Raw genomic sequence first — 24,311 nt, 5'->3', positions numbered from 1 at the left:
CCGAAATTTCCGATCCATCCTTCATGACGAGATTTTAAATTGGCAGTTTATACTGACATCACCGAAGATGATCTGAGGAGTTTCCTCACGCAATATGACGTCGGCAACCTCACCTCGTATAAGGGTATTGCGGAGGGTGTAGAAAACTCCAATTTTCTGCTGCACACCACCAGGGATCCGCTGATCTTGACCCTTTATGAAAAGCGGGTGGAGAAAAATGACCTGCCCTTCTTCCTCGGCCTCATGCAGCATCTGGCCGCCAAGGGCTTGTCCTGCCCCTTGCCGCTGCCGCGCAAGGATGGCGCGTTGCTGGGAGAGTTGTCGGGCCGCCCCGCCGCGCTTATTTCCTTCCTCGAAGGCATGTGGCTGAGAAAACCGGAAGCGAAACACTGCCGCGAAGTCGGCAAGGCGCTGGCCGCCATGCATCTTGCCGGTGAGGGTTTTGAGATCAAGCGCCCGAATGCGCTGTCCGTCGAAGGCTGGAAGATGCTGTGGGACAAGGCGGAGGCCCGCGCCGACGAGGTGGAAAAGGGCCTGAAAGACGAAATTCGCCCCGAAATCGATTATCTCGCGGCCCATTGGCCGAAGGATTTGCCGGCTGGCGTGATCCATGCGGATCTGTTTCAGGACAATGTCTTTTTTCTTGGCGACGAACTCTCCGGGCTGATCGATTTTTATTTCGCCTGCAACGATCTGCTCGCTTATGACGTGTCGATCTGCCTCAACGCCTGGTGCTTCGAAAAGGACGGCGCTTACAACGTCACCAAGGGCAAGGCGTTGCTGGAAGGTTATCAGTCGGTACGGCCGCTCGGCGAAGCGGAGCTCGAAGCGCTGCCGCTTCTGGCGCGCGGTTCGGCGCTGCGTTTCTTCCTGACGCGCCTTTATGACTGGCTGACGACGCCGGAAGGCGCGCTGGTGGTGAAGAAAGACCCGCTGGAATATCTGCGCAAGTTGCGGTTCCATCGTTCCATCGCCACTGTCGCCGAATACGGGCTGGCAGGCGAATGAAGCACGTCGATATCTTCACCGATGGTGCCTGCTCGGGCAACCCCGGCCCGGGCGGCTGGGGCGCGGTGTTGCGTTACGGTGAGGTCGAAAAGGAACTCTCCGGCGGCGAAGCCGAAACCACCAACAACCGCATGGAATTGCTCGCCGCGATTTCAGCGCTGAATGCGCTGAAAAGCCCCTGCGAGGTCGATCTTTACACGGATAGCGCCTATGTGAAGGACGGCATCACCAAGTGGATATTCGGCTGGAAAAAGAAGGGCTGGAAAACCGCCGACAACAAGCCGGTCAAGAATGTCGAGCTTTGGCAGGCGCTGGAGGCCGCACAGCAGCGCCATAAGGTTACGCTGCATTGGGTGAAGGGCCATGCCGGTCATCCTGAAAACGAGCGCGCCGACGAATTGGCGCGCAAGGGCATGGAGCCCTTTAAACGGCGATAACGGAAATCTGCCTTCTCTGTACCGCGGAAAATGGAGCCGCTTAATCCGGCCGCCATTCCAGGGGTTGTGAAAAGCGAAACCCGACCTATCTTGTCGACAAGGGTACTTGCGTGGTGCCCAACGGAGGAGAGGAATCCGGATGATCCTGCATTGTGTCTTTCTACGCTTCAAGGCCGCCACGGCCGCTTCTGAAAAACATGCGATTTTCGAGGCGATCGCCGCCCTCAAAGACGTCATACCCGGCATTATCGATGTGAAATACGGTCAGAATGTCTCACCCGAAGGGCTGAATGGCGGCTTTGTCGATGGTTTCATCGTGACACTCGAAAGCCCGGAAGCCCGCGACGACTATCTCGCCCATCCCCAGCATGTCGAAGTGGGTGAACGTTTGGTGTCGCTGACCGATGGTGGCCTTGCCGGGCTTCTGGTGTTCGACATGAATGTCTAGACGCAAGCAGCCGCTCAGAAAGCGATTTTCCAGCCGGTGCGAACCCATAGGTCGGGATCGCCGCCCTCGCTGGTGACGTTGAGGTTCAGCGACGCCGTGCCGCCCGCTACATCGAATTCCGCGCCAAGGCCGCCGCGCAGCCAGAAGTGGTCGATGTCTTGTCCGGCGAAGGAAAACCCCATGAGCCCGTCAATGACGCCCGTGGTCGTTGCCGTCTTTTTTTCGAGCCGATAGACCGCCTCGGCTCGTGCCAGGATGCGGATTGAGTCGCTGAGGTCGGTCACCCCATCGAGACCGGCGCGAATGATGGTGGACTGCTCGCCGCTTGCGTCAAAATGCGCTGGGAACGCGCCACCTGTCTCCGAATAAGCGCCCATCTTGGCTTTGGCATAAGTCACCCCCGCATAGGGCGTCAGGTTCCATTCGCCGATTGAGAATGTGTCCAGCCAGTCGAAGCGCAGTTTCGCCGCCCAGACATCGAGATCGGTTTCGCCTCGCGAATAATTCATCGCACCGCCATTGAGGTAACCACGCTCGATCGACATCCTGCCGGGTGCGTAATATCCACCGATGGTGGCATGGAGAGCGCCAGCGACCGGAAGGCTGATTTCCGAAGCGATGTAGAAGCCCTTTTCTGTGAAGTCGCCTCCGGTATCGATATCGCGATGGTGGTAAAGGCCGCCGAAGGAGATACGCGCCGTCGCGCCACCTTCGAGCCCTATGCCATAGCCGATATCGGCAATGCCGAAGCCACCAGCCGCGCCGCGGCCGTCATTGTCGCCGATATCGCTGACGATGGAAAAAGATTGCCGACCCGGCTCCAGCAGGCTCCGCATCGGCGCGCCGTGGGCGCCGTCCATGACGGTATTGGCGATGGCAAGTCCGATACCCGCATTCGGCCTCGCCGTTAACGTGCTGGCATATTGATGGAGGTCGATGATGCCGGACCGCGCGGGAAGGACGGATTGGCCAGTCGTGACGGTCGAGGCGACTGGGGGGGCAAAAGCCGCATGAGATGCACCAGCCGCTGGCACCGCGGAAGCGGGTGGCGGGCCAGATGCCACATGAGATTCACCAGGCGCTGGCGGCGCCGAAGCGGGTGGCGGGGCAGAAGCCGCATAAGATGCACCAGCCGCTGGCGCTGCCGAAGAGGGTGCCGGGGCGGAAGCCACAGGAGATGCACCAGCCGCTGGCGCTGGCGAAGATGTCGTAGTGGCGGGAGATGTCGAAGCACTGGAGGAGCCCGAGGGCGAGGCAGACGTTGAGGAGTTAGATGACGTAGACGATGAAGTTGACGAAGCAGAACTACCCGAGGATGTAGGAGTAGGAGTTGAGGTGCCTGATCCGTTGGTAAGGTCGATTCCTCGTGGCTGCCTGCCGCCGTTACCCGTAACTCCGGATGCCGACGCATCCACGTCGTCCAAAGTGGTGCTTGGGCCGGATGTCCCGGTATCCGCAAGCACGATGCGGGCAATATAGGGAGTGTTGTTTTTCGTCTGGCCTACAATGATATTGCCATCGGCACTGACGCCCGTGGCGGTAAGGGTGAAATCGGCAAGAACGGTGACGCCGTTGCTGCGCAGCCATTGCTCGACGGAAACCATGCCCGTCGTCTCCGTCCAGCGGAAGCCACGCTGACCGATGGCGGCTTCCCAGTTCCCGACAATGACCGAACCGTCTGCGCTCACGGCATAGGGGAGGGAGCCAGTTCCGCTCGGAGTTTCCTCAAGCGGTTGCAGAAATCCCGTCGCAGCGTTCCATCTGAAGCCGTGCCATTCTTTAGTGAACAGTGGGGCGGAGGGCTCGATAGGTTTGCGTTTGTAAGTAATTTCGGGATCGAATTCTTCGAACACGCCGATTCTGTCGTCCAGCTCGAACGTAACCAGCTTCGTGAACATGGAGGCTCCTGCAATAATCGTCCCGTCCTTGTTGGTCGCCAACGCACGCGCTTCGGACGACCCGGGAAGTTTCCCAATGTCGATGGCGCCATCCGTTGCCGTCCAACGAAAGGCGTGCATGGTTGTGCTGGTAAAGTATTCCCCGACAACAACTTTTCCATCGAGGCTGACGTCATTGGCAAGGGAAGAGGTTACATCGTCGGGCATGTCAATCGCTGTCATCACACCAGTCGCTGCTGACCAGCGAAACGCTCGCTGCACTTCGGCATTTGTGGATACACCAACGATGATCGACCCATCGGCACTTACGGCCATGGCGGAGGATTTGTCGGTCCCCGTTAGCGTGCCAAGTGTCCGCATTCCGGTCTTCGTGGTCCAGCGGAAGGCCTGGTCGCTGTTGGAGGTGCCCACGATCACGGAGCCGTCCAGATTTGCCTTCTCCGCGCGCCCACCATTTTTTTCAATCCCGCCATCAATATAGCGCAGCTTTCCTGTCGCCGCTTCCCAGCGAAAAGGTCGCGGGCCACTGCTGAAACTCGAATATCCGACCGCGACAGACCCGTCTCCGCTGATGCCTTTGACGAAATTACTGTCTGCTCCTTCTAGCCAGCGAACGTAAGGCGAGCCTGGAATGTCACCTGCCGTGGCGGCGCAGTTCAGTCCGAGCAACATTGGAACGGTGAAAAAAAATGTCAGAGGTTTCGGTGATAGCCAGCCCGTCATCAGGCGCGACGACGGAAACGCAGGGCGGCGCGGCACGGGGGCGTTCAGTGCAAAAGGTCCAACCAAGTTTTTGTGTGAAACGGAAATCGAGTGAGGCTGAAAGATTGCTGATGTGTTGCCGCGCATACCCACCTATTCTCCGGTGTCGTACCCTGTGACGAACCTAGACAGGGTTCAACGGACTAAGGGTAGAAATATCTGTGGATGGCGCATCATGCCCATTTGCGAATAAATGAATGAATTTAAGAATTAACTGTCGAATATCTGTTTTAATATTTTCTAAGTAAGATAAATTTTATTATTTCTTATGTAGTATATTTAGTATATATGTTATTAAATAACGACTTAGCTCTCGAGTAATTTGTTTGAATTAATCGTGATTCGTCAAGGCCCGCGAAGGGTAACTTCGCGGGCCTACTTAATGTTTGGTGTATGAAGTTGTGTACTTAAGAATAAGCTTCTTAAAGCTGCTCGATCATCGCCGCGGCGGCCGAGACGGTCGCCTGGCCGGGGTTTTCTTCGACGTTCAGCGACTTTACCACGCCGTCTTCCACCAGCATCGAATAACGCTTGGAGCGAACGCCGAGACCGCCGCCGGAAAGATCGGCATCGAGGCCGAGCGCCTTGGTGAAGGAAGCGTCCCAGTCGGCAAGGAAGTGGATTTTGCCCTGGCCGCCCGATGATTGCGCCCAGGCGCCCATCACATGCCAGTCATTGACCGAGACGACGGCGATATCGTCCACGCCCTTTGAAAGAATGGCGTCGCGGTTTTCGAGGTAACCCGGCAGGTGGTTCAGCGAGCAGGTGGGCGTGAAAGCGCCGGGCACGGCGAACAGGACCACTCTCTTGCCGCCGAAAAGTTCGTCCGTCGTGGTGTCAACCGGGCCGTCGGCCGTCTTTTCCTTGAAGGTGGCGGAAGGCAGTTTGTCGCCGATCTTGATGGTCATGTCCGTGCTCCTGTGGCGGTTCGGTTCGCGCAACTATAAAGCAAGGAAATGAAGCCTGTCATGCGGTTTTCAAGGCAAATTCCACCGCTTGAACGCCCCTTACGGTTTTGGAAAATTCAGCACGGTTTCCATTGCCCGATCGCCGGATTTCACAAGGATGGGCCAGCTGTTGCCCTGCACCTGATAGGTCTTCGGAAGCCCCTTTATGTTCATGTAAAAGGAGAGCTTGCGCTTGTCGCGAACAAGGTTTTGCGGCTCGTAATAGGCAAAGCCGGAGGGGCCGGCGATAAAGATTTCGGTGCCCTTCGGCGCATTTTCCGGAAGCTGCAACTGCACTCCGAGCATGGTCTTATCCGGGGTAATGTGGAAATCGACGACCTTGAAATCATCGGATGCCGCTTCGGGCAGAGTTTCACGCGCCGCCTCCAGAAGCCGGCGTTCCTCACTGTCATCGTCGCCAAGCTTGCCTCGATCGATCGAAAACTTCGCCTCGAAAGGGATGCAGATATTCTGGCAGACGCCGATGAAGGCGGTGAGATCTATTTTTGCGCCAGCGGCCGGATCGACGACTTTCAACTGAAAAGGCAGGCTGACGGCGTGGTCGTAACCGATATCGGTGAGTTCACCATTTTCAATCAGCTTGGGAACAGGGTAGGCCATGCTGGTCAGCGTTGCGCCGCTTGCCGGATCAAGCGTGATCTTCGGGGGAATGCCGGCTTCACCCGGTTCGCGCCAATAGGTGATCCAGCCATCTTTCGGTTCGATTTGCAGCACGCCGCGTATGACGCCGTTGGCGTCCGCGGCAAGGCTTGCCACGCGCATCTGGCCACCTTCGCTTCTGGCCCAGTCGGTTATTTCGGCCCTGGCGACTTGCGTGCCGCCGAGGGAGGCGACCAGCGCGGCCGCGAGGCGAAGATGCGAAAATCGGGAAAATAATGTGACGTTCATGTTCTCCCGTCTAACCCAACACGGCCCTGCGGGCCAGTTACGAATTCGTGGGATTCATCATTTTCGGTTGATTGATCGGGCGGGATGCCGCATCCTGTCCTTTGTCGAAGTGCGAACGCCGTTTCCGCCATGCAGCGGAATTCGGCCTGCTGGAGGCGCCGGTGAGCTTTTCAACCCTGATGGACAAACGCGAACGTGGCTTTCTCGATGGTCAGTTCCTCATCGCGATGCCCGGACTGGATGACGGCAATTTTGCCCGCTCGGTGATCTACATCTGCGCTCATTCGGATGCGGGCGCCATGGGCTTCATCATCAACCGGCCGCAGCAGATCACCTTTACCGATATCCTTCTGCATCTGAAACTTGTGGACAGCAACGATGCCATCATGCTGCCGAACCGCACGCGCGAATTTCCGATCCAGTGTGGCGGGCCGGTCGAGTCCGGGCGCGGCTTCGTGCTGCATTCCGATGACTACTTGAGCGAATCCAGTATTCCCGTCAGCGATGATATTTCCTTGACGGCAACGCTCGATATTGTCCGCGCCATTTCCAACGGCCGCGGCCCGCAAAGGGCAACCATGATGCTGGGCTATGCCGGCTGGGGGCCGGGCCAGCTGGAAAACGAGATCGCCAACAATGGCTGGCTGAACTGCCCCGCTTCGGAAGAGCTGATTTTCGACCGTGGGCTGGATAATAAATACGAGCGCGCTCTGGCGCTCATGGGTGTCGACGCCCGCATGCTGTCGGCGGATGCGGGCCACGCCTAAAGCTTTATATTCGGCCTTTCCAGTTGGAACCAAAATTGCAGCCATGACGTTACTATGCCGAAAGTCGGACAGAGAGTACGGCTAAACTAGGGAGTAGTAACATGGGTAGCACATCTGACAAGATCGCCGGTAAAGCCAACGAAGTTGCTGGCAAGGTGAAGAAAAACGTCGGCGAAGCGACAGGTAATAACGAGCTTCGCGCCAAGGGTGCCGCCCAGGAAACCAAGGGCAAGGTTCAGTCGTCGGTCGGCAAGGCCAAGGATTCCGTCAAGGGCGCCGTCGACCGCATGTAAACGTTTCGACGCATAGCGCCCCTCCCAAAACGTGGCGCTCGGAGCGCATGTGTTACCGCACATGCGCTCTTGTCGTATGCGGGGAGCGGTGGTCCGTCACCAGATCGGCACGTTCATCCCCTACGTCTGCCTTATCCGTCCATTCCGGGATTTCACCGATGAAGCTTTTTTCCTGCGCGTCCTGCGGCCAGCCCGTTCATTTCGACAATCGATTCTGCGTCGCCTGCGGCCACCGTCTGGCCTTCGTGCCGGAGCGCCTTTCCATGGAAGCGCTGGCGCCGGCGGGGGAACCAAACTGGCAGTTGGTGGCAGCGCCGGAAAAACAGATCCGGTTTTGCGCCAATGAGGTGAACGACATCTGCAACTGGTCGGTGCCGGCAGAGAGTGAGAGCGCTTTCTGCCCCGCCTGCAGCCACAATCGGCTCGTCCCGGATATCGCGACCGAGCAGGGGATCGAGCAATGGCGGCGCATCAGCCAGGCGCAAAGACACCTGTTCTATTCGATTTTGCGTCTTGGCCTGCCGCACCCCAACCGTGACGCGGACCCGGCAGGCGGGTTGGTTTTCGACTTTCTGGTGGATGAGGTTGCCCCCGATGGCTCCGTTATTCCGGCCATGACCGGTCACGACGAGGGCCTGATCGCCATACGCGCCGCCGAGGCGGACGACGTGACGCGGGAGCAGGTCCGCGCCAACATGAACGAGCCATACCGCACCATGCTCGGCCATTTTCGCCACGAGGTCGGCCACTTCATCTGGAACAAGCTCGTGCGCGACGCCAATCGGCTTGAGGCTTGCCGTGCCGTGTTTGGGGACGAGCGGGCCGATTACGGTGAGGCCTTGCAACGCAATTACGATTCCGGCCCCAACCCGGACTGGCAGCAGAATTTCATCAGTTCCTATGCTTCGGTCCACCCGTGGGAAGATTTCGCCGAATGTTTCGCCCATTATCTCCACATCGTCGATACGCTGGAGACGGCGCGCGCCTTTGGGGTGGCGATTGATCCTGATGGGCATGAAGAAATGGCCGCTGAGGTGACTTTTGATCCCTACAAGGCCCGCAGCGCCGCGCAGCTGGTCAAGGCTTGGATCCCGTTGAGTGTCGCCATCAACTCCATCCAGCGCAGCATGGGGGAGGCTGACCTCTATCCCTTCGTGCTGACGCCGCCGGTGGTGGCGAAGATGGAGTTCATTCACGACCTCCTGCATGGCAAGGTGGCCGCGGATGAGTCTACACAGGTGCAGGCTGCCCTGGTTCAGTGAACAGTCGACAAGCTAAGAGCAACAGTCGGCAAACGCGCCGTTTCCTCCTCCCGTCATGCCGGGCTTGATCCGGCATCCAGGCAGCCCAAGTCCTTGGGCTGAAAGGACCTTTCGCCGCGCCGACGCGCGGCGGCTGGATTCCGGCTCAGAGCCGGAATGACGGAGGTAGCCTACCTCGCGTGCCAATACTCCGCTTACGAAGCCCGCTTCGTCGGCTGGAACCGTTCCCGCAGAAGCTTCAGCGCCGCATCGCCCGAAACCGGCGTGCCGAACAGGAAGCTCTGGCCGAAATGGCAGTTCATGCGCGCCAGTTCGGCCGCATCCTCAGGCGTTTCGATGCCTTCCGCCACCACCTGCATGTCCAGCGCGCGCGCCATGGCGATGACGGAACGCAGCAGCACGTTGCGCTTGTCGCTGGTATTGGCCACCAGCGCCTTATCGAGCTTGATCGTGTCGAAGGGGAAGCGGGTAAGATAGGCGAGCGACGAATAGCCGGTGCCGAAATCGTCCATGGCGAGGCTTAAACCCGTTTCCTTCAGCTTGGAAAGCACGAGCCGCGCCTGTTCCGGGTTCTCCATGACGACGGATTCCGTCAGTTCCAGCTTTAGCTGCTGCGGGTTACAGCGGGTGCGGGTCAGCATGCCGCGAACGTCGTTATAGAGTTCGTTGTTCAGCAGCTGCGCACTGGAAATATTGACGGAGATGAAGATCGGCATCTTGTCGATGGCATGTTGCCAGTCCATCAGGTCCGTCGCCGCGCGCTCAAGCGCAAACATGCCGAGCGGCTCGATGAGGCCAGAGGCTTCGGCAATCGGAATGAACTCACTTGGCGGAATATTGCCGCGCTTGGGGTGCTCCCACCGCATCAGCGCCTCGAAACCGGCAAGCTCGCCATCGTCGAGTTTGACGATCGGCTGATAGGCAAGCGACAGCTCCTTGCGCTCGATGGCGCGGCGAAGGTCGCTCTCCATCTGCAGCCGGTCGGTGCCCGAGGTGCGAAAGGCGGGACGGAAAGGCTCGACCCGATTGCCGCCAGCGCGCTTGGCGCGATACATGGCCAGTTCCGCGTCGCTCAGCAGCCCCGCCGCACTTTCCTGCTGATCGATCCAAGAGACGAGGCCGATAGAAGCGGTGAGAATGATTTCGCGATTGGCGAAATTGATCGGCACCATGATCGCCTTGTTCACCGCATCGGCGAAATCGGCAACCCGCTGCGGATCGCGCTCCGAGGTCAGGATCAGGCCGAATTCATCGCCGCCAAGACGCGCGAGCGTATCCTGCGGTTTCAGCAGCCGGCGCAGACGCCGCGTCAGCGCAATCAGGATATTGTCACCGGCGGCGATGCCAAGCGTATCGTTGACCAATTTGTAACGGTCGATATCGATCGCCATCACGGTCGGGCGCACGCCCTCGCTGTCGGGGGACAGGTTGAGGATCGATTGCAGACGGTCGAGGAAAACCTGCCGGTTCGGAAGCCCGGTCAGATTGTCGTTCATCGCGTCCTGCAACAGCCGCTCGACCGAGTTTCTCTGCTCGGTAATGTCAGTGATGGTGCCGACGCAGCGGATGATTTCGCCGTTGGAGCCGAGGACCGGACGCGCGCGGATTTGCAGCCAGTGGAAATGCCCGTCTTCGGCGCGAATGCGGAATTCGTGGTTGAGGCGGCCCTTGCGATGGTCGAGCAACACGTCGAGCGTCGCTTTGAAGCGGTCGCGGTCATCAGGATGCAGACGCGGCAGCCAGTTGCGCGCAGCACCATGCATGGTGCCGGGCTCCAGCCCGAGCCGGTTGGAAATGTCAGGCGTGGTAACGATGCGGTCACGCGTCACATCCCAGTCCCAGACCGTATCGCCGCTGCCGGTCAGCGCCAGCGACTGGCGTTCGAGATCGGAGAACAGTCCCTGCTGATAGGCGCTGCCCGCAAAGGCGTGCTGGATGACGGTAAAGCCGATCAGAAGCACGATCAGAACCAGCCCGCCGCCAAGCGCAGGCTGCACAATGTCATTGTCGAGCTGACCCGTCACCGTCAGCCAGCTGCCGAACAGCCAGACGAGGATCAGGGCCCAGGATGGAACGAGCAGGATCGCCCGGTCGTATTTGTTGAAACCGAGATAGATGATGAGCGCGATACCCGCCGTCGCCGTCAGGGCGAAGGAAACGCGCGCAATACCCGATGCCACCGAGGGGTCGTAGATCGCCACGCCGAACAGCAGCGCCAGTCCCACCACCCAGGCAAAGGTCGCATAACCCAGATGCGCATGCCATCGGTTGAGGTTGAGATAGGTGAAGAGGAAGACCACAAAGCTGGAGGCGAGCGCCACTTCCGCGCCCGCCCTCCATATTCGCTGATCGCTCGAGGTGACGGTGATGAGCTTTTCGAGGAAGCCGAAATCGACGCAGATATAGGCAAGCACGGCCCAGGCGAGGGCGGCTGACGCGGGAAGCACGGACGTTCCCTTGACCACGAAAAGAATGGTCAGAAGCACGGCGAGCAGGCCGGCGATGCCCAGCACGATGCCGCGATAGAGCGTGAACGCGTTGATCGTGTCCTTGTAGGCTTCCGGTTCCCAAAGATAAATCTGCGGCAGCTGCGGTGTGGAAAGCTCGGCGACGAAGGTGATGACCGAGCCGGGATTGAGCGTAATGCGGAACACGTCCGCATCCGGGCTTGGCTGGCGATCCAGCGCAAAACCTTCACTCGGCGTAATGGCGATAATGCGCTGCGAGCCGAGATCGGGCCAGAACAGCTTGGAATTGACGAGACGGAAATGCGGCGCGACGATCACGCGCTCCAGCTGCTCTTCGGAGACGTTGGCGAGCGCAAAGACCGCCCAGTCGCCCTGGTGATCGTCGGAACTGGCGCGCACTTCGATACGGCGGCGGATGCCGTCAGGGCCGGGCGCAGTAGACACCTGAAAGGCTTCGCCCTGATTGGCATAGATGTCGGTGGTCGCGGTAAGATCGAGCGCCGTGTCGTCACGGGAAATCTTCACCGGTTCGAAAGCGTAGGAATGAGAGGCGAAAAGCACGAAAAGCAGGAAAAACGGCACAGCCAGTGCGAATGCCGCCAGACGTTTCGACAGGCACGGCGCAGAGTGATTGTAGGTCATGTATCGTACTTCGTTCCGCCGGAGCTTTGCTTGTCGGCAAGAAGGGAAAACATCATATGATCCCGCCATTGGCCATTGATTTTCAGATATTCCCGCAAGAGACCTTCCCGCTGGAACCCGGCATTTTCGAGAAGCCGGATGCTTTTGAAGTTGTCCGGAATACAGGCTGCCTCGATACGGTGCAACTGAAGTCCGTTGAAGATGTAGGGTATTACCAATTTTAATGCGGCAGACATATGGCCTTGTGCCGCGTAGCGTTCGCCCACCCAATATCCGACCATGCAGCTCTGCGCCGCACCACGTCTGATATAACCGATGGTGATGCCGCCGACGAGCAGCGCTTCCTTCTGAAAGAGCAGGAAGGAAACGGCCGTGCCGGAGGAAAATTCCTGGCCGTTGCGTACCACACGCATGCGGAAGGCGCCTTCGGTCAATTCGTCGGAGCGCCAGGTCGGCTCCCATGGCTGCAGAAACTGGCGGCTTTCAGAGCGCAGAACATGCCATTGCTTGAAATCGCTGTAGCGGGGCAATCTGAGGAGATGATCGGCACTGCGCAATTCGGGCGTGTCGCTATGTCGGGAAAGAAAACGCAGCATTCACGATCCCTGTGCGGCAAACATCGCCATCCGCAAGCGGGATGGCGAAAGAGATGAGCGGTCTCCGCCTTTAAATCCCGCCCTCATGTCGGTTTATCCGTTCGCCTTTATCCTTGCGGGCTGCTGCGCGGAAAGCGCGGCGGTCATGTCTGAGAGCGGCGGCAGATGTTCGAGCGGGCCAATGGCGGACAGTGTCGGAACTGTATCGAAAAACAGGCGTCCTGCAAGATCGGTCAGACGCTCCCGGGTGATGTCCTCCAGACGCGTCATCATCTCCTCATTGGGAATGGGGCGACCATACAGCATCATCTGCCGGGCGATCTGGCCGGCGCGGGCGGCGGGGCTTTCCTGTCCCATCAGCAACTGTGCCCGGATCTGTGCGCGGGCACGGTTGATTTCTTCCTGATGGATAATCTGGGACGACTTGCGCAATTCATCGACGATGACAGGCATCAGCTCAGGCAGATCGTTGCCGCCGGTCGCGGCATGCACGCCGAAGATGCCTGTATCGGAAAAGCCCCAATGGAAGGCATAGACCGAGTAGCACAGGCCCCGGGACTCGCGCACTTCCTGAAACAGGCGCGAAGACATGCCGCCACCGAGAATATTGGCGAGGATCTGCGAACAGTAGAAATCGCGGGCGTGGTAGGCCTTGCCCTCGAAACCGAGCAGGACCTGCGCATCCATGAGGTCGCGGGTCTCGCGGATTTCCCCGCCGGTATAGATCGCCTTTTCCATCACGGGCGGTGCCGCAGGCACCAGCGGCAGCGACGCAAAGCGCTCCTCGACCTGCTTCACGAAGCTTTCATGATCGACAGCGCCTGCCGCGACGACGAAGATGCGGTCCGTCGTATAGTTGCGCGCGAGATAGTGCCTGATCTGGCCGCTCGTGAAAGATTGCACGGTATCGGGCGTGCCGAGGATCGGGCGGCCGATCGTCTGGTCGCGATAGGCGACGCCGGAGAAATTGTCGAAGATCACGTCGTCAGGCGTGTCGGTCGCAGCGCCGATTTCCTGGAGGATGACGTTTTTCTCGCGCTCCAGTTCGTCTTCGTCGAACAGCGATTCCGTCAGGATATCGGCAAGGATATCGACGGCGAGCGGCACATGGTCCTTGAGGACGCGGGCATAATAAGATGTGGTTTCCGTCGATGTCGCGGCGTTGACTTCACCACCGACATTTTCGATCTCTTCAGCGATCTGCCGGGCCGTGCGGCGCGCGGTGCCCTTGAAGGCCATATGTTCGAGAAGATGGGCGATGCCGTGCTCGGCATTCGTCTCGTTGCGGGAGCCGGATTTGATCCACACCCCAAGAGCGACGCTTTCGAGATGTGGCATTCTTTCCGTGACAACGGTCAACCCGGACGACAGCCGGGTCAAATTTACTCTCATACTCAACGTCTTTCCGCGTTTCTATTTGCCGGCGCGTGCATGTTTGCCGATGAAGCTTTCCACGGCTTTAAGCTCCGCCTCCAGAATGTCGAAACGCTCCTCCCGGTTCATGATGTCAGCTAGCCATACTGGAAGCGCAGGCTCGATTGCGCAAGCGGATTTTACAGCGGCCGGAAATTTTGCGGGGTGCGCGGTCGACAGGATAACCATCGGGGAGGATGCTTTTTCGTGTTTCTCAGCCACGAAAACGCCTGTCGCCGTATGCGGGTCGATGAGGTAGCCGGTCTTATCAAGCGTATTTCTGATGGTCGCCGCCACCTGTTTTTCGGTGGCGCGTCCAGCACGGAAGTCCTTTTTTATGAACTTCAGCGCCTTGGCCGGGATTTCAAACGCGCCCGACTGCTTGAGGCCGTCCATCGATGACTTTACGGCGGCGGAATCGCGGTCATAGGCTTCAAACAGCAGGCGCTCGAAGTTGGACGAAATCTGAATGTCCATCGAAGGCGAGGTGGTGGGCCTGACGCCGCGCATCTCGTAGCGGCCGGTCTTCAGCGTGCGCGCCAGAATGTCGTTATCATTGGTGGCGATAACAAGCTTGTCGATCGGCAGACCCATCTTCTTGGCGACGTAACCGGCGAAGATGTCGCCGAAATTGCCTGTTGGAACCGTGAAGGAAACCCTGCGGTCCGGGCCGCCGAGCGACAGGGACGCGGTGAAATAATAGACCACCTGCGCCATGATGCGCGCCCAGTTGATGGAGTTGACGCCGGAAAGCTTCACGCTGTCGCGGAACTTCACGTCGTTGAACATTTCTTTCACCAGCGTCTGGCAATCGTCGAAATTGCCGTTGATCGCCAGCGCATGCACGTTGGACGCGGTGGAGGTCGTCATCTGGCGCTGCTGCACCGGAGAGACCTTCCCGTTCGGGAAAAGGATGAAAATGTCAGTGCGCTCCCGCCCGGCAAAGGCGTCGATGGCCGCACCGCCGGTGTCGCCCGAGGTCGCGCCGACGATCGTCGCGCGCTCGCCGCGCTCCGTCAGCGTGTAGTCCATCAGGCGGGCAAGGAGCTGCATCGCCACATCCTTGAAGGCGAGCGTGGTGCCGTGAAAAAGCTCCAGCACGAAGGTGTTCGGTCCGGTCTGGGTTAGCGGTACGACGGCCGGATGGCGGAAGGTCGCATAGGCGTCATCGATCATCGCCTTGAATTTGTCGGCCGGAATTTCGCCGCCGGTGAAACGGTAGAGAACCTCGAAGGCAACGTCCTGATAGGATTTGCCGCGCAGATTGCGGATTTCCTTCTTCGACATGGACGGCCACTCGCTGGGGACATAAAGCCCGCCGTCGCGGCCAAGGCCCGCCAGCAGCGCGTCGCAGAAACCAAGCGAAGGGGCGGCACCCCGGGTCGATACATATTTCACGAGATAGTCCCCTGTCCTAACCTGTCCGTCGCCGATCGCCGGCATCTTTCCAGCAGCGTCTCACCGAAATGAGGCGATTGGGGAGGTAATGAAGGGCTTTTTTGAAAATTCAAGCAAAACCGAACATGCCAATCGATTTTTTCCGGCGTCGCTGCTATAGACCATCGCCAACCTGCGTGAAAGGTCAATAAACAGCGTCTGCGGTTCGGTTCCGGGACAATGGAGAGGGAATTAGAAGAGTGTCAGGGAATTTCTTGCGTTTGTCCGCTGCGATGTCGCTTCTGGCCGTTGTTGCCGGTTGCAATTCCTCCAACCCGTCGGACTCGCTCGCCGTCAATCCGCCGGCCGCGCAGGCCAATGCCGTCACACCGGTCGTGCAGGCCAACTGCCCGACGGTCACCATTCTCGACGCGACTGCCGTCCACCGCGTCTATGCCGGCGGTGCGAAGGACGACCCGCAGAAGCTCGCCTATCAGGTTTCGCTGTCAGACACGACGCGCTCCTGCACCGCCAATGAATCGACGCTCACCGTCAATGTGCTCGCCCAGGGCCGCCTCGTTCCCGGCCCGATGGCCAAGCCGGGCCGCGTGACCGTGCCGATTCGCGTGACGGTGAAGGATGGCGATGGTGAGATTTTCAGCGAAACGACCAATTACGCCATCGATGTTGCGGCAGGTGGCGCGGGCACCCAGTTCATCTTCAACAACGACCACGTCGCCATCCCCAATGCCCCGGGCGGCGCACCGAGGTCCGTCAGCGTCTATGTCGGCTTTGCCGAGCAAGGCGCGAAGGCCAAGACCAAGCGCCGTACATAATGTAGAAAGCCGGGGCTGCTTTGTGGTCTCCGGTCAGATCGCGGATAAAGCGCTCCTAACGCGCGACGTCATCCTCGGGCTTATCCCGAGGATCCAACCACGTATCGTAAAATCAAACTGTTGCAGACGCTCGGGACAAGCCCGAGCATGACGTAGTGGCGCTTGTGACAAAGCCGGAAATTAAAAAGCGCCTTCCCACTCCGCCATCGCCGCAATCACGGCCGGCAGATCCTGCATGCGGGAAATGACGGTTTCGGCGCCGGCATCGGTCAGCCGGTCGGCGTGGCTCGGATAGGTGTGGGATGCGCCGGTAAAGCCGATCACGCGCATGCCGGCCGCTCTTGCGCCATGGATGCCGTGTACGGAATCTTCGACCACCACCACGCGGTCGGGCGAGACGCCGAATTGTGCTGCGCCATACAGAAAAATATCGGGCTTCGGCTTCACGCGGTCGGCGCCGAGGTCCTTGGCGGAATAGATATGCGGTGCGAAGTAGGGCTTCAGGCCCACCTTCGTCAGCATCATGTCGAGGCGATGGCTTGAGGAGTTCGAGCAAATGCAGCGCGGCGTCGTCAGGCGAGACAGTGCGAACTTCACGCCCTCGATGATCTTCACGTCCCGTTCCAGCCGCATGTCGAGCAGTTTTTCCGATTTGTCGAGCAGCGAGGCTGAGAGCGGAATGCTGGCTTCGCTTTCCACCTGTAGAAGAATGTTCTTCCAGGTCATGCCGGCAAAGCGCTCGCCCATTTCTTCCACTGAGATCGGATAACCCGCCTCGGTCAGAAGGCGGGATTCCACCTGCGCCGCGATGATTTCGGAATCGACCAGAACGCCGTCGCAGTCGAAAATAATGAGGTCGAAGCCGCTCATGGGGCGCTCCCTGTATCAAATTTGCCTGGAGGAAGTGATGGCGGGCTTTTAGACCATGTCCGCTTCAAGCTCAACCGGCTCACCCGCAAGGGTCGGTCCCATCAGGCTCATAGCTTGATAGAGTAGAGGAACGGCGGCGGTGGGAGCGTACATTAGCTTGAGAGGGCTAAAAAATGCTACACAGCGCCGCGCCATATGCGATATGGGGTGGTATGCCCAAGCCAGAGAAAACGACGCCTGAAGACACTATCGCCGCACGCATCAGCCGCACGCTTGCCGACCGTATCGTGCGCGGCGAGCTGTCGCCCGGCGAACGCCTGAGGCAGGACCACATCGCCGCCGAATTCGGCGCGTCGCATGTGCCCGTGCGCGAGGCCTTCCGCCGCCTTGAAGCCCAGGGGCTGGCGGCAAGTATCCCGCGGCGTGGAGTGAGAGTGGCTGATTTCGGGCTCGAGGATGTGCGCGAGGTGGCCGAAATGCGTGCTGCTCTTGAGGTTCTCGCTCTGCGCCACGCCATCCCCAATATGACACCAGCCATTCTTGACCAAGCGGAGGCCGCGACGCTCGAAGGTGACAGCGCCGTCGATGTGCAGCATTGGGAAGAGGCCAATCGCCGTTTCCACCGCCTCATCACCGCACCCTGCAACATGCCGCGCCTGATGGAAGCGATCGACGGCCTCCATGCCGCCAGCGCCCGCTTCCTGTTTTCCGCCTGGCGGGCCGGCTGGGAACGCCGCACCGATACCGACCATCGCGCCATCATTGACGCGTTGCGCGGCGGCCGGGGCGAGGAGGCGGTGCGCATTCTCGACGGACATGTGCAATGGATCGGCCGCAAGGCCATCCGCACCTCGTCCGGTTCGGTGCGCGACGCCTTCGCCATCGTTGGATAGGGCGGGCTGTGACAGTCCGCCTGCGGCCCCATCATCTCCTGTGCATGCTGACCTATGTCGGAAAAGGCTACACGTCCGGTTTTGTCGAAAATTACGATGGCGTCGCCGCGCGATTGAATGCGGGCGAGGATGTCGAACTGGTGGATGGTCCCGACGATATCTGCGAAGGCTTGCTCTGCGAAAGCCATGCGCATTGTTTTAATGACGGCGTGGTGCAACGGGATGAAACCGCCCGCCAGTCCGTTTCGGCCTTCCTGGGCGAGCCTCTCCCTGCCGGCAAGCGATTGCCGGCCACACCTGATTTTCTTGGCAGGATGCGTCTGGCCTTTGCGTCAGGCGATATCAGGCAGGCCTGTCGCGGCTGCCAGTGGATCAGGCTGTGTGACCGCATCGCCGCCTCCGGCTTCGGCGGCGTGAAGATCAGTCCGGCGCCAGACGGCGGCAGGGCTGAACCGCGGGCGCCTATTCCGCCACGGTCGTCTCGGTTCTCTCAGCGGCCTTGACGGTGACGGTCATCTCCTTCGGGTCGCGGCCGGACTTCTTGTCGTAGCTCACCTTGACCGCATAATCGCCGGGGTGCAGCGTCTCCTGATGTTTCGTGCCGTATCGACCCGAAATCTCCTTCTGCGTGCCCTGAAGGTCTTTGGTGGTTTCGACGATATCGATCCGTTCGGCGCCAGGAGCGTTGATGGCAAGAACGCCTGCATCGAGATTGAGCGTGACTTCCGTGCGCTCGCCGGCCTTGACGGTAAAGGCCTTGTCGACCATCACCTTGCCGAGACGGGCGTGCATGACGAAGTCGCCCGCAGGCATCTCCATCATTTTCCCGGTGCCGTAGGTGCCGTTGATGGTCTGGCGGGTGCCATCCAGCGTCTGGTCGGCCGACATGGCTTCAAACCTGATATCGTCGGTCTCCACCGCGCGGCCGCCCTCGGCATAAACCGCCTTGGCAACCACTACGCCGCTCGGGATGATGACATCATGGCTGATCCTGTCGCCCGCCTTGACGGATAATGTTTCCTGCGCTTTCGCCGGGCCGATGCTGCCGGTCAGGACGATCTCGCCTGCCGGGACAAAAACGCTGTTGCGGCCATAGACGCTGTCCTTGAAGTCGTCCTTGGTGATTTCCGTTTTCGCCTGGGTTTCGACGTCGCCATCGGGTTTCCGTTTCGGCACGACCGTCAACTCGGCGGCGTCGAAATTCACTTTTGGCCTGGCCACGCTGCCGTCCTTCACTTCAAACGGCACTTCGCGGGTGACATTGCCAAGTGCGGCAACGCCGACATATTTGCCCGCCGGCAGCTTTGCCTCAAAGGTGGCGTCGTAGGATCCGCCAGCGTTGACGTCGGTGCGCACGCCGGTGCGATCAGCCTTGTAGAAATCCCAGCGCACCTTGTCGGTGTTGCCAAGTGAAGGGCCGCCATCTGCAAGCACCGCGTCGGTGACGACGCTATATTGGGGGCTCGGCTCCTGCGCAAAGAGGGGGGACGCCTGCATGGCCGTCCACGCGACGCCAAGCGCAAGTCCATTCAACAACCCGGCCGTTTTTTTTCTGGATCCCATGGCACCCACCCCCATCGACTGACAACTGTCACCACCCGCAAACGTCTGCGGCGGTCTAACCCATTGTGCACAACGTTTTAGGTACCATCGGGTTCCCGTCGCTGCCCCGCCAAAAGCCGGCCGCCTTCCGCCACCTGCCATTTATTTCGCATTTTCCGTGACTTGTTCAGGCTTTGATAACCATCTTCGGTAACCATAAGCGTCAGTAAAGAGTAAGCGTATGGAGCGAGTACCAATGGCAGCAGTTTTTCCGCTGGCCGATTTTCGGCGTGCCGGTTTTGATCGTGCGGGCGAGAGTGACGCCTGGAAAGACAGCATCATCAAGGGTGATTGTGTCGCTGCCTTGGATGCCCTCCCGAGCCAGTCGGTGGACGCGATTTTTGCCGATCCGCCGTATAATCTTCAGCTTGGCGGCACGCTGCACCGGCCGGATCAGTCGCTGGTCGACGCCGTCGACGACGAATGGGATCAGTTTGCCTCCTTCGAGGCCTATGATGCCTTCACCCGCGCATGGCTGCTTGCCTGCCGCCGCGTGCTGAAGCCGAACGGCACCATCTGGGTCATCGGCTCTTATCACAATATCTTCCGCGTTGGCGCCATGCTCCAGAACCTCGATTTCTGGATCCTGAACGACATTGTCTGGCGCAAGACCAATCCTATGCCCAACTTCAAGGGCCGTCGTTTCCAGAACGCGCATGAGACGATGATCTGGGCGAGCCGCGATCCGAAAGCCAAGAACTACACCTTCAACTACGATGCGTTGAAGGCCTCCAATGATGACGTCCAGATGCGCTCCGACTGGCTGTTCCCCATCTGCAGCGGCCATGAACGCCTGAAGGGCGAGGACGGCAAGAAGGTGCATCCGACGCAGAAGCCGGAAGCGCTGCTTGCCCGCATCATCATGGCCTCCACCAAGCCGGGTGATGTCGTGCTCGACCCGTTCTTCGGCTCCGGCACCACGGGCGCTGTCGCAAAACGCCTCGGCCGCCACTTCGTCGGCATTGAGCGCGAGCAGGATTATATCGATGCGGCGTCGGCACGCATCGCCGCCGTCGAGCCGCTCGGCAAAGCCGAACTGACGGTCATGAGCGGCAAGAAGGCGGAACCCCGGGTAGCCTTCAACACCTTGGTAGAAAGCGGCCTCGTGCGCCCTGGACAGGTGCTGACGGACGCAAAGCGCCGTTATAGCGCCATTATTCGTGCGGATGGTACGCTGGCATCCGCCGGAACCGCCGGCTCCATCCACCGCCTCGGCGCGAAGGTGCAGGGTCTCGACGCATGCAACGGATGGACGTTCTGGCACTTCGAAGACGGCGACGCGCTGAAGCCGATCGATGATCTCAGAGCCATCATCCGCAGTGAAATGGCAAAGGCCGAATAGTCGAAAGCCCAAAAGGCCGAAGACGGACGATCCACCGCCCGCCCTTGTCAGCATACGTCTCCACCCGGTTTCGTACCTTCAGTCCCGGATGGAGAACGACCAACGCCCGGCACATCAGTGTCGGGCGTTGGTATTTTCGAATATAAAATTTTAGCTAGACAAGTTTCGCGCAAGAGACGACAACTACTGTACTAGTCAAAGCAGTGGTTGTGAAAATCCGGTCTGGACAACTCACAAAAACATTGCGTCCAATGCCGCTTGCGGCAGGACTGGCGCAGGCCGGAGACCGCCATTTCCGCCTGCGCCAATTTCTTTTCCCGATCTATCGACGATTAAATTTCCACCCCAAACGCCCGCAAATCCTGCTTCAGCTTTTCCGCGCCGGTAAAATGCACCGCCTGCCAGCCGGCGGCCTGGGCGCCTTCGACATTGGCGAGCGTATCGTCGATGAAGAGACTGGTGGCCGGATTGAGGCCAAATTCTTTCGCGTGGAGATCATAGATCGCCACGTCAGGCTTCAAGAGCTTCACATCGCCGGAAACGGTGACGCCGCGCGGCAGCATGAGGAAGGGGAACATCTTCTGCGCCTCGCGAAACGTGTCGGAAGCGAAGTTGGTGAGCATCGTCACGTCATGGCCGCTGTCGATCAGGCCTGTCATGATCGCGACGCTGTCGTCGTAGGAATGCGAGACCATCTCATGCCAGAATTTGCGGAAGGAGCGGATGTGCTCTTCCCGGTCCGGGAATTTCTCCACCAGCAAAGCTTCAGCATCCTCCCAGCGGCGGCCGCGATCCTGTTCGAGATTCCAGTCGTGGGTGCAGACATTCTCGAAAAACCATTGGCGCTCATCGGCATCGGGAATGAGGCGGCTATAGGGAATATGCGGATCGTAATGGATCAGCACCTTGCCGATGTCGAATACGATATGCTCAATCTTGGTCATCGAAATTTCCTGCTTTCATTGAATGCGGATGGAATAGCCTGCGCGATGACTTTTTTCATCACCGTTGGCAGCGCCTGCGCGTCAAGATTTGTAACCGGCTCCCACCATCCGTCATCCGGGCCGGTTTGAAGGTAATCCGGCACCTGCGCGCGATAGACTGTCAGCCGCAGTTCGAAATGGGTGAAGACATGCACGATCACGCCCGCCGCCTGCCACTCCGCTGAAAAAGGCGCGTGATTTTGATCCGTGCCGCCGTCGAGACGGGCGGTCCAACCCGTTGTCGGCACCTCCGTCATTCCGCCGAGAAGGCCGCTGTCGATTCGCCGCCGCAGCAGGATTTCACCCTCTGCATTGACGGCCACGAAGGCAGCGCCCAGCCGCACGGGTTTTGCCTTTTTCGCAGCTTTCACCGGAAACCGCTCCGGCTCGTCCTCCGCAAGCGCCCGACAGATGCCGTTGAACGGACAGAGCGCGCAGGCCGGCCGTTTCGGGGTGCAGACCGTCGCGCCGAGATCCATCATCGCCTGCGCAAAATCGCCGGGCCTGTCAGAAGGGGTAAGTTCCGCCACCTTCGCTTTCATTGCAGGCTTTGAGCCGGGCAGGGGAGCATCGATGGCAAAGAGCCGCGAAATGACGCGCTCGACATTGCCATCCATCACGGCCGCCTGACGATTGAATGCGATGGCAGCGACGGCGGCGGACGTATAGTCGCCGATACCGGGCAATTGCTTCAGCCCCTCTTCCGTATCGGGAAACATGCCGCCATGCTCATTCGCCACGGCTTCCGCGCATTTCTTCAGGTTGCGGGCGCGGGCGTAATAACCCAGCCCCGCCCAGGCGGCCATGACGTCCTCGACAGGTGCCGCTGCCAGATCGTTGACGCTTGGCCACGCCGCGAGAAACTTGAGGAAATAGGGCTTTACTGCCTGCACCGTCGTCTGCTGCAGCATCACTTCCGAAAGCCAGACATGATAGGGATCGGCGCGTTTTCCCTTCGCTGCCATGGCCGGGGAAGTGCGCCAGGGCAATTCGCGATGATGCCGGTCGTACCATGCGAGCAGCATCTGCGCATAAGACGACGGGGCGGTTTTTTGAAGCATGGTTTGCCGTTTCTGTTCGGTTTGGCCTATAGTTGGGACATCCGTAGCGGGCGATCAAGAAAATGTGGATCGCCCCCTCCAAAATCGCGAGTGAAACATGCGTTATCCCCAGAGCGGTGCCGGCAAGAAAAAGGGCGTCGTCCAGATCGCCGAAGTCGCCAATGGCATTATGGACCCGGTCCTGTCGAAACGCGCAGGCATCAACACCGCGCTGCTCGGCTCCTGGGACGAGATCGCCGGTGATGACTTTGCCGATTGCACGCGGCCCGAAAAAATCACCTGGCCGCGCCGCGACGAGGGGCCGGATCGCGGCGGTTATCAGCCCGGCGTGCTGACCATCGCCTGCGAAGGCGCACGCGCCCTGTTTCTCACCCATGCACAGGGCGAACTCATCGCCCGCATCAACGGCTTTTTCGGTTTCCCGGCGGTGCGCCAGATCAGGATCGTGCAGAAACCGGTCTCGCAGGCCATCACCCGCCGACGCAAACCACAGCCCCTGCGCGGCGATGCGGCAAAACGTCTCGATGACATGATAAACGGCATCGAGAGCGAGGCGCTGCGCAAGGCGGTGGAACGGCTTGGCACGGCGGTCTTGCAGAAGAAGCCAGGGCGCAAAACGATTTGATGACGGCGCCGTCCTTGACTGGTCACAATTCTTTGACAAGAAGAGTTCAGAACCCCGCTTGTGATGAACCGGCCGTCGCTATATCGGAATCAACAGACAATCGAGTCTATTACCAACAGGTGCTTTCATGCATTTTCCCGAACTGACCATTTCCCGTCGCAGCCTTCTCGGCGGCGTTGCTCTTGCCGCCATCGCCACGGCCCTGCCGTTTGCCTTCACGCCCGGTATTGCCCAGGCGCAGGAATTGCCTGAATCCACCGGTGATGTGGACATGGCTGCTGTCATGAAGCCCGGCCCGCTGCCGGAAGCAGCGCTCGGCGATGCCAACGCACCCGTCAAGATCGTCGAATATATGTCGATGACCTGCCCGCACTGCGCCAACTTCCACAACAAGACCTTTGAAGAAATCAAGAAGAAGTACATCGATACCGGCAAGGTCTATTTCGTGCTGCGCGAATTCCCGTTCGATCCGCGCGCCGCTGCCGCCTTCATGCTGGCGCGCTGCGCACCGGAAGGTCAATATTTCCCCTTCGTTTCCATGCTGTTCAAGCAGCAGCAGAGCTGGGCAACCGCGCAGGATGCGCGTGCCGCCCTGCTGCAAATGTCGAAAATGGCCGGTTTCTCACAGGAGTCTTTCGAGGCCTGCTTGACGAACCAGAAACTTCTGGATGATGTGAACGCCACCATGCAACGCGGTGCGACGGAATTCGGCGTCAACTCCACGCCGACTTTCATCATCAACGGCAAGAAATACGCAGGAGACATGTCGGTTGAAACCATGTCGGCTGTCATCGACAAGCTGCTCTGATCACCGAAGCCTTCAGAAAGCGGGCGGCGGATATTTCCGCACGCCCGTTTTTTATTGCCGTTAC

24 protein-coding genes are annotated in these 24,311 nt (G+C 59.4%); 13 read left to right on the top strand and 11 right to left on the bottom strand.

The features are described 5' to 3' along the window. The first annotated feature begins 39 nt into the window (after positions 1–39). The 3 genes from AT6N2_RS06710 (at position 40) to AT6N2_RS06700 (ending at position 1,893) form a co-directional block, all read left to right on the top strand. Positions 40–1,008 carry a homoserine kinase gene (locus AT6N2_RS06710; RefSeq protein ID WP_209089440.1) on the top strand — a complete coding sequence of 323 codons (969 nt, stop codon included), beginning with the start codon at positions 40–42 and terminating at the stop codon, positions 1,006–1,008. Continuing rightward, positions 1,005–1,445 carry a ribonuclease HI gene (gene rnhA, locus AT6N2_RS06705; RefSeq protein WP_065115053.1) on the top strand — a complete coding sequence of 147 codons (441 nt, stop codon included), beginning with the start codon at positions 1,005–1,007 and terminating at the stop codon, positions 1,443–1,445. Before AT6N2_RS06710 ends, rnhA begins: the two co-directional genes overlap by 4 nt. Before the next feature lie 139 nt (positions 1,446–1,584). Then, positions 1,585–1,893, top strand: coding sequence for a Dabb family protein (locus tag AT6N2_RS06700; protein WP_063947782.1), 309 nt, complete (start codon positions 1,585–1,587; stop codon positions 1,891–1,893). 14 nt (positions 1,894–1,907) lie between these two features. Here the strand turns inward: AT6N2_RS06700 and AT6N2_RS06695 are convergent, their stop codons facing one another. Continuing rightward, entirely contained in the window at positions 1,908–4,208 is a 2,301-nt protein-coding gene (locus AT6N2_RS06695; RefSeq protein WP_233282488.1) for an autotransporter domain-containing protein, read from the bottom strand. A 214-nt stretch (positions 4,209–4,422) separates the two neighbouring features. Here AT6N2_RS06695 and AT6N2_RS24130 point away from each other — a divergent pair, with 214 nt between their 5' ends. Then, a complete protein-coding gene (locus AT6N2_RS24130) occupies positions 4,423–4,608 on the top strand; it encodes a hypothetical protein (protein ID WP_233282487.1) in 186 nt (61 codons plus the stop codon). Positions 4,609–4,975: 367 nt separating this feature from the next. Here AT6N2_RS24130 and AT6N2_RS06690 read toward each other — a convergent pair whose 3' ends face one another. Together AT6N2_RS06690 and AT6N2_RS06685 are read right to left on the bottom strand one after the other, a co-directional pair. Continuing rightward, positions 4,976–5,461, bottom strand: coding sequence for a peroxiredoxin (locus AT6N2_RS06690; RefSeq protein WP_063947785.1), 486 nt, complete (start codon positions 5,459–5,461; stop codon positions 4,976–4,978). Between the two features lie 99 nt (positions 5,462–5,560). Further along, positions 5,561–6,409: a protein-disulfide reductase DsbD domain-containing protein gene (locus tag AT6N2_RS06685; protein WP_209089436.1), complete on the bottom strand. Its 849-nt coding sequence runs from the start codon at positions 6,407–6,409 to the stop codon at positions 5,561–5,563. 161 nt (positions 6,410–6,570) lie between these two features. On the opposite strand from AT6N2_RS06685, the gene AT6N2_RS06680 reads away from it, so the two are divergent. The 3 genes from AT6N2_RS06680 to AT6N2_RS06670 all read left to right on the top strand — a co-directional run bounded on the left by AT6N2_RS06680 (position 6,571) and on the right by AT6N2_RS06670 (position 8,731). Then, entirely contained in the window at positions 6,571–7,176 is a 606-nt protein-coding gene (locus AT6N2_RS06680) for a YqgE/AlgH family protein (RefSeq protein WP_063947825.1), read from the top strand. 101 nt (positions 7,177–7,277) lie between these two features. Continuing rightward, entirely contained in the window at positions 7,278–7,469 is a 192-nt protein-coding gene (locus AT6N2_RS06675) for a CsbD family protein (RefSeq protein WP_063947787.1), read from the top strand. A gap of 158 nt (positions 7,470–7,627) precedes the next feature. Then, the gene (locus tag AT6N2_RS06670; protein WP_209089434.1) at positions 7,628–8,731 is read left to right on the top strand and encodes a zinc-binding metallopeptidase family protein; all 1,104 of its coding nucleotides are present in this window, start codon (positions 7,628–7,630) and stop codon (positions 8,729–8,731) included. A gap of 194 nt (positions 8,732–8,925) precedes the next feature. On the opposite strand, the gene AT6N2_RS06665 is transcribed toward AT6N2_RS06670, so the two are convergent. The 4 genes from AT6N2_RS06665 to thrC all read right to left on the bottom strand — a co-directional run bounded on the left by AT6N2_RS06665 (position 8,926) and on the right by thrC (position 15,248). Next, entirely contained in the window at positions 8,926–11,841 is a 2,916-nt protein-coding gene (locus AT6N2_RS06665) for a sensor domain-containing phosphodiesterase (RefSeq protein WP_144575567.1), read from the bottom strand. Further along, entirely contained in the window at positions 11,838–12,437 is a 600-nt protein-coding gene (locus AT6N2_RS06660; protein WP_209089432.1) for a GNAT family N-acetyltransferase, read from the bottom strand. Before AT6N2_RS06660 ends, AT6N2_RS06665 begins: the two co-directional genes overlap by 4 nt. Before the next feature lie 93 nt (positions 12,438–12,530). After that, entirely contained in the window at positions 12,531–13,829 is a 1,299-nt protein-coding gene (locus AT6N2_RS06655; RefSeq protein ID WP_063947791.1) for a M16 family metallopeptidase, read from the bottom strand. A gap of 21 nt (positions 13,830–13,850) precedes the next feature. Continuing rightward, the gene (gene thrC, locus AT6N2_RS06650; protein ID WP_209089430.1) at positions 13,851–15,248 is read right to left on the bottom strand and encodes a threonine synthase; all 1,398 of its coding nucleotides are present in this window, start codon (positions 15,246–15,248) and stop codon (positions 13,851–13,853) included. Positions 15,249–15,520: 272 nt separating this feature from the next. Here thrC and AT6N2_RS06645 point away from each other — a divergent pair, with 272 nt between their 5' ends. Next, positions 15,521–16,063: a hypothetical protein gene (locus AT6N2_RS06645; protein ID WP_063947827.1), complete on the top strand. Its 543-nt coding sequence runs from the start codon at positions 15,521–15,523 to the stop codon at positions 16,061–16,063. A 180-nt stretch (positions 16,064–16,243) separates the two neighbouring features. On the opposite strand, the gene AT6N2_RS06640 is transcribed toward AT6N2_RS06645, so the two are convergent. Continuing rightward, positions 16,244–16,933 (bottom strand): HAD family hydrolase, encoded by a 690-nt coding sequence (locus AT6N2_RS06640; protein ID WP_209089428.1) that lies wholly within the window; start codon positions 16,931–16,933, stop codon positions 16,244–16,246. Between the two features lie 212 nt (positions 16,934–17,145). On the opposite strand from AT6N2_RS06640, the gene AT6N2_RS06635 reads away from it, so the two are divergent. After that, positions 17,146–17,826 (top strand): GntR family transcriptional regulator, encoded by a 681-nt coding sequence (locus AT6N2_RS06635; RefSeq protein ID WP_063947792.1) that lies wholly within the window; start codon positions 17,146–17,148, stop codon positions 17,824–17,826. A 44-nt stretch (positions 17,827–17,870) separates the two neighbouring features. Beyond that, positions 17,871–18,329, top strand: a complete 459-nt coding sequence (locus tag AT6N2_RS06630) for a DUF1284 domain-containing protein (protein ID WP_209089630.1) — start codon at positions 17,871–17,873, stop codon at positions 18,327–18,329. On the opposite strand, the gene AT6N2_RS06625 is transcribed toward AT6N2_RS06630, so the two are convergent. Continuing rightward, positions 18,289–19,389 (bottom strand): hypothetical protein, encoded by a 1,101-nt coding sequence (locus AT6N2_RS06625; RefSeq protein WP_425292735.1) that lies wholly within the window; start codon positions 19,387–19,389, stop codon positions 18,289–18,291. The genes AT6N2_RS06630 and AT6N2_RS06625 overlap by 41 nt on opposite strands. 235 nt (positions 19,390–19,624) lie before the next feature. On the opposite strand from AT6N2_RS06625, the gene AT6N2_RS06620 reads away from it, so the two are divergent. Then, positions 19,625–20,770 (top strand): site-specific DNA-methyltransferase, encoded by a 1,146-nt coding sequence (locus AT6N2_RS06620; protein ID WP_063947794.1) that lies wholly within the window; start codon positions 19,625–19,627, stop codon positions 20,768–20,770. Positions 20,771–21,102: 332 nt separating this feature from the next. On the opposite strand, the gene AT6N2_RS06615 is transcribed toward AT6N2_RS06620, so the two are convergent. Beyond that, positions 21,103–21,714, bottom strand: a complete 612-nt coding sequence (locus AT6N2_RS06615; protein WP_209089425.1) for an HAD family hydrolase — start codon at positions 21,712–21,714, stop codon at positions 21,103–21,105. Continuing rightward, complete coding sequence (gene mutY / locus AT6N2_RS06610; protein ID WP_209089422.1) at positions 21,711–22,814, bottom strand: A/G-specific adenine glycosylase; 1,104 nt, start codon at positions 22,812–22,814, stop codon at positions 21,711–21,713. The genes AT6N2_RS06615 and mutY overlap by 4 nt, the downstream gene beginning before the upstream one ends. A 97-nt stretch (positions 22,815–22,911) precedes the next feature. Between mutY and AT6N2_RS06605 the strand changes: the two genes are divergently transcribed. Together AT6N2_RS06605 and AT6N2_RS06600 are read left to right on the top strand one after the other, a co-directional pair. Continuing rightward, positions 22,912–23,439, top strand: coding sequence for a DUF721 domain-containing protein (locus AT6N2_RS06605; protein ID WP_209089419.1), 528 nt, complete (start codon positions 22,912–22,914; stop codon positions 23,437–23,439). 127 nt (positions 23,440–23,566) lie between these two features. Next, positions 23,567–24,247 (top strand): DsbA family protein, encoded by a 681-nt coding sequence (locus tag AT6N2_RS06600; protein ID WP_063947798.1) that lies wholly within the window; start codon positions 23,567–23,569, stop codon positions 24,245–24,247. The last annotated feature ends 64 nt before the right edge of the window (positions 24,248–24,311 follow it).

The sequence above is a fragment of the Agrobacterium tumefaciens genome, from assembly GCF_017726655.1.
Classification (GTDB): Bacteria; Pseudomonadota; Alphaproteobacteria; order Rhizobiales; family Rhizobiaceae; genus Agrobacterium; species Agrobacterium tumefaciens_B.
Note: the sequence above shows the minus strand (reverse complement) of the source record. Positions and strands in the feature narration are given on the sequence as shown.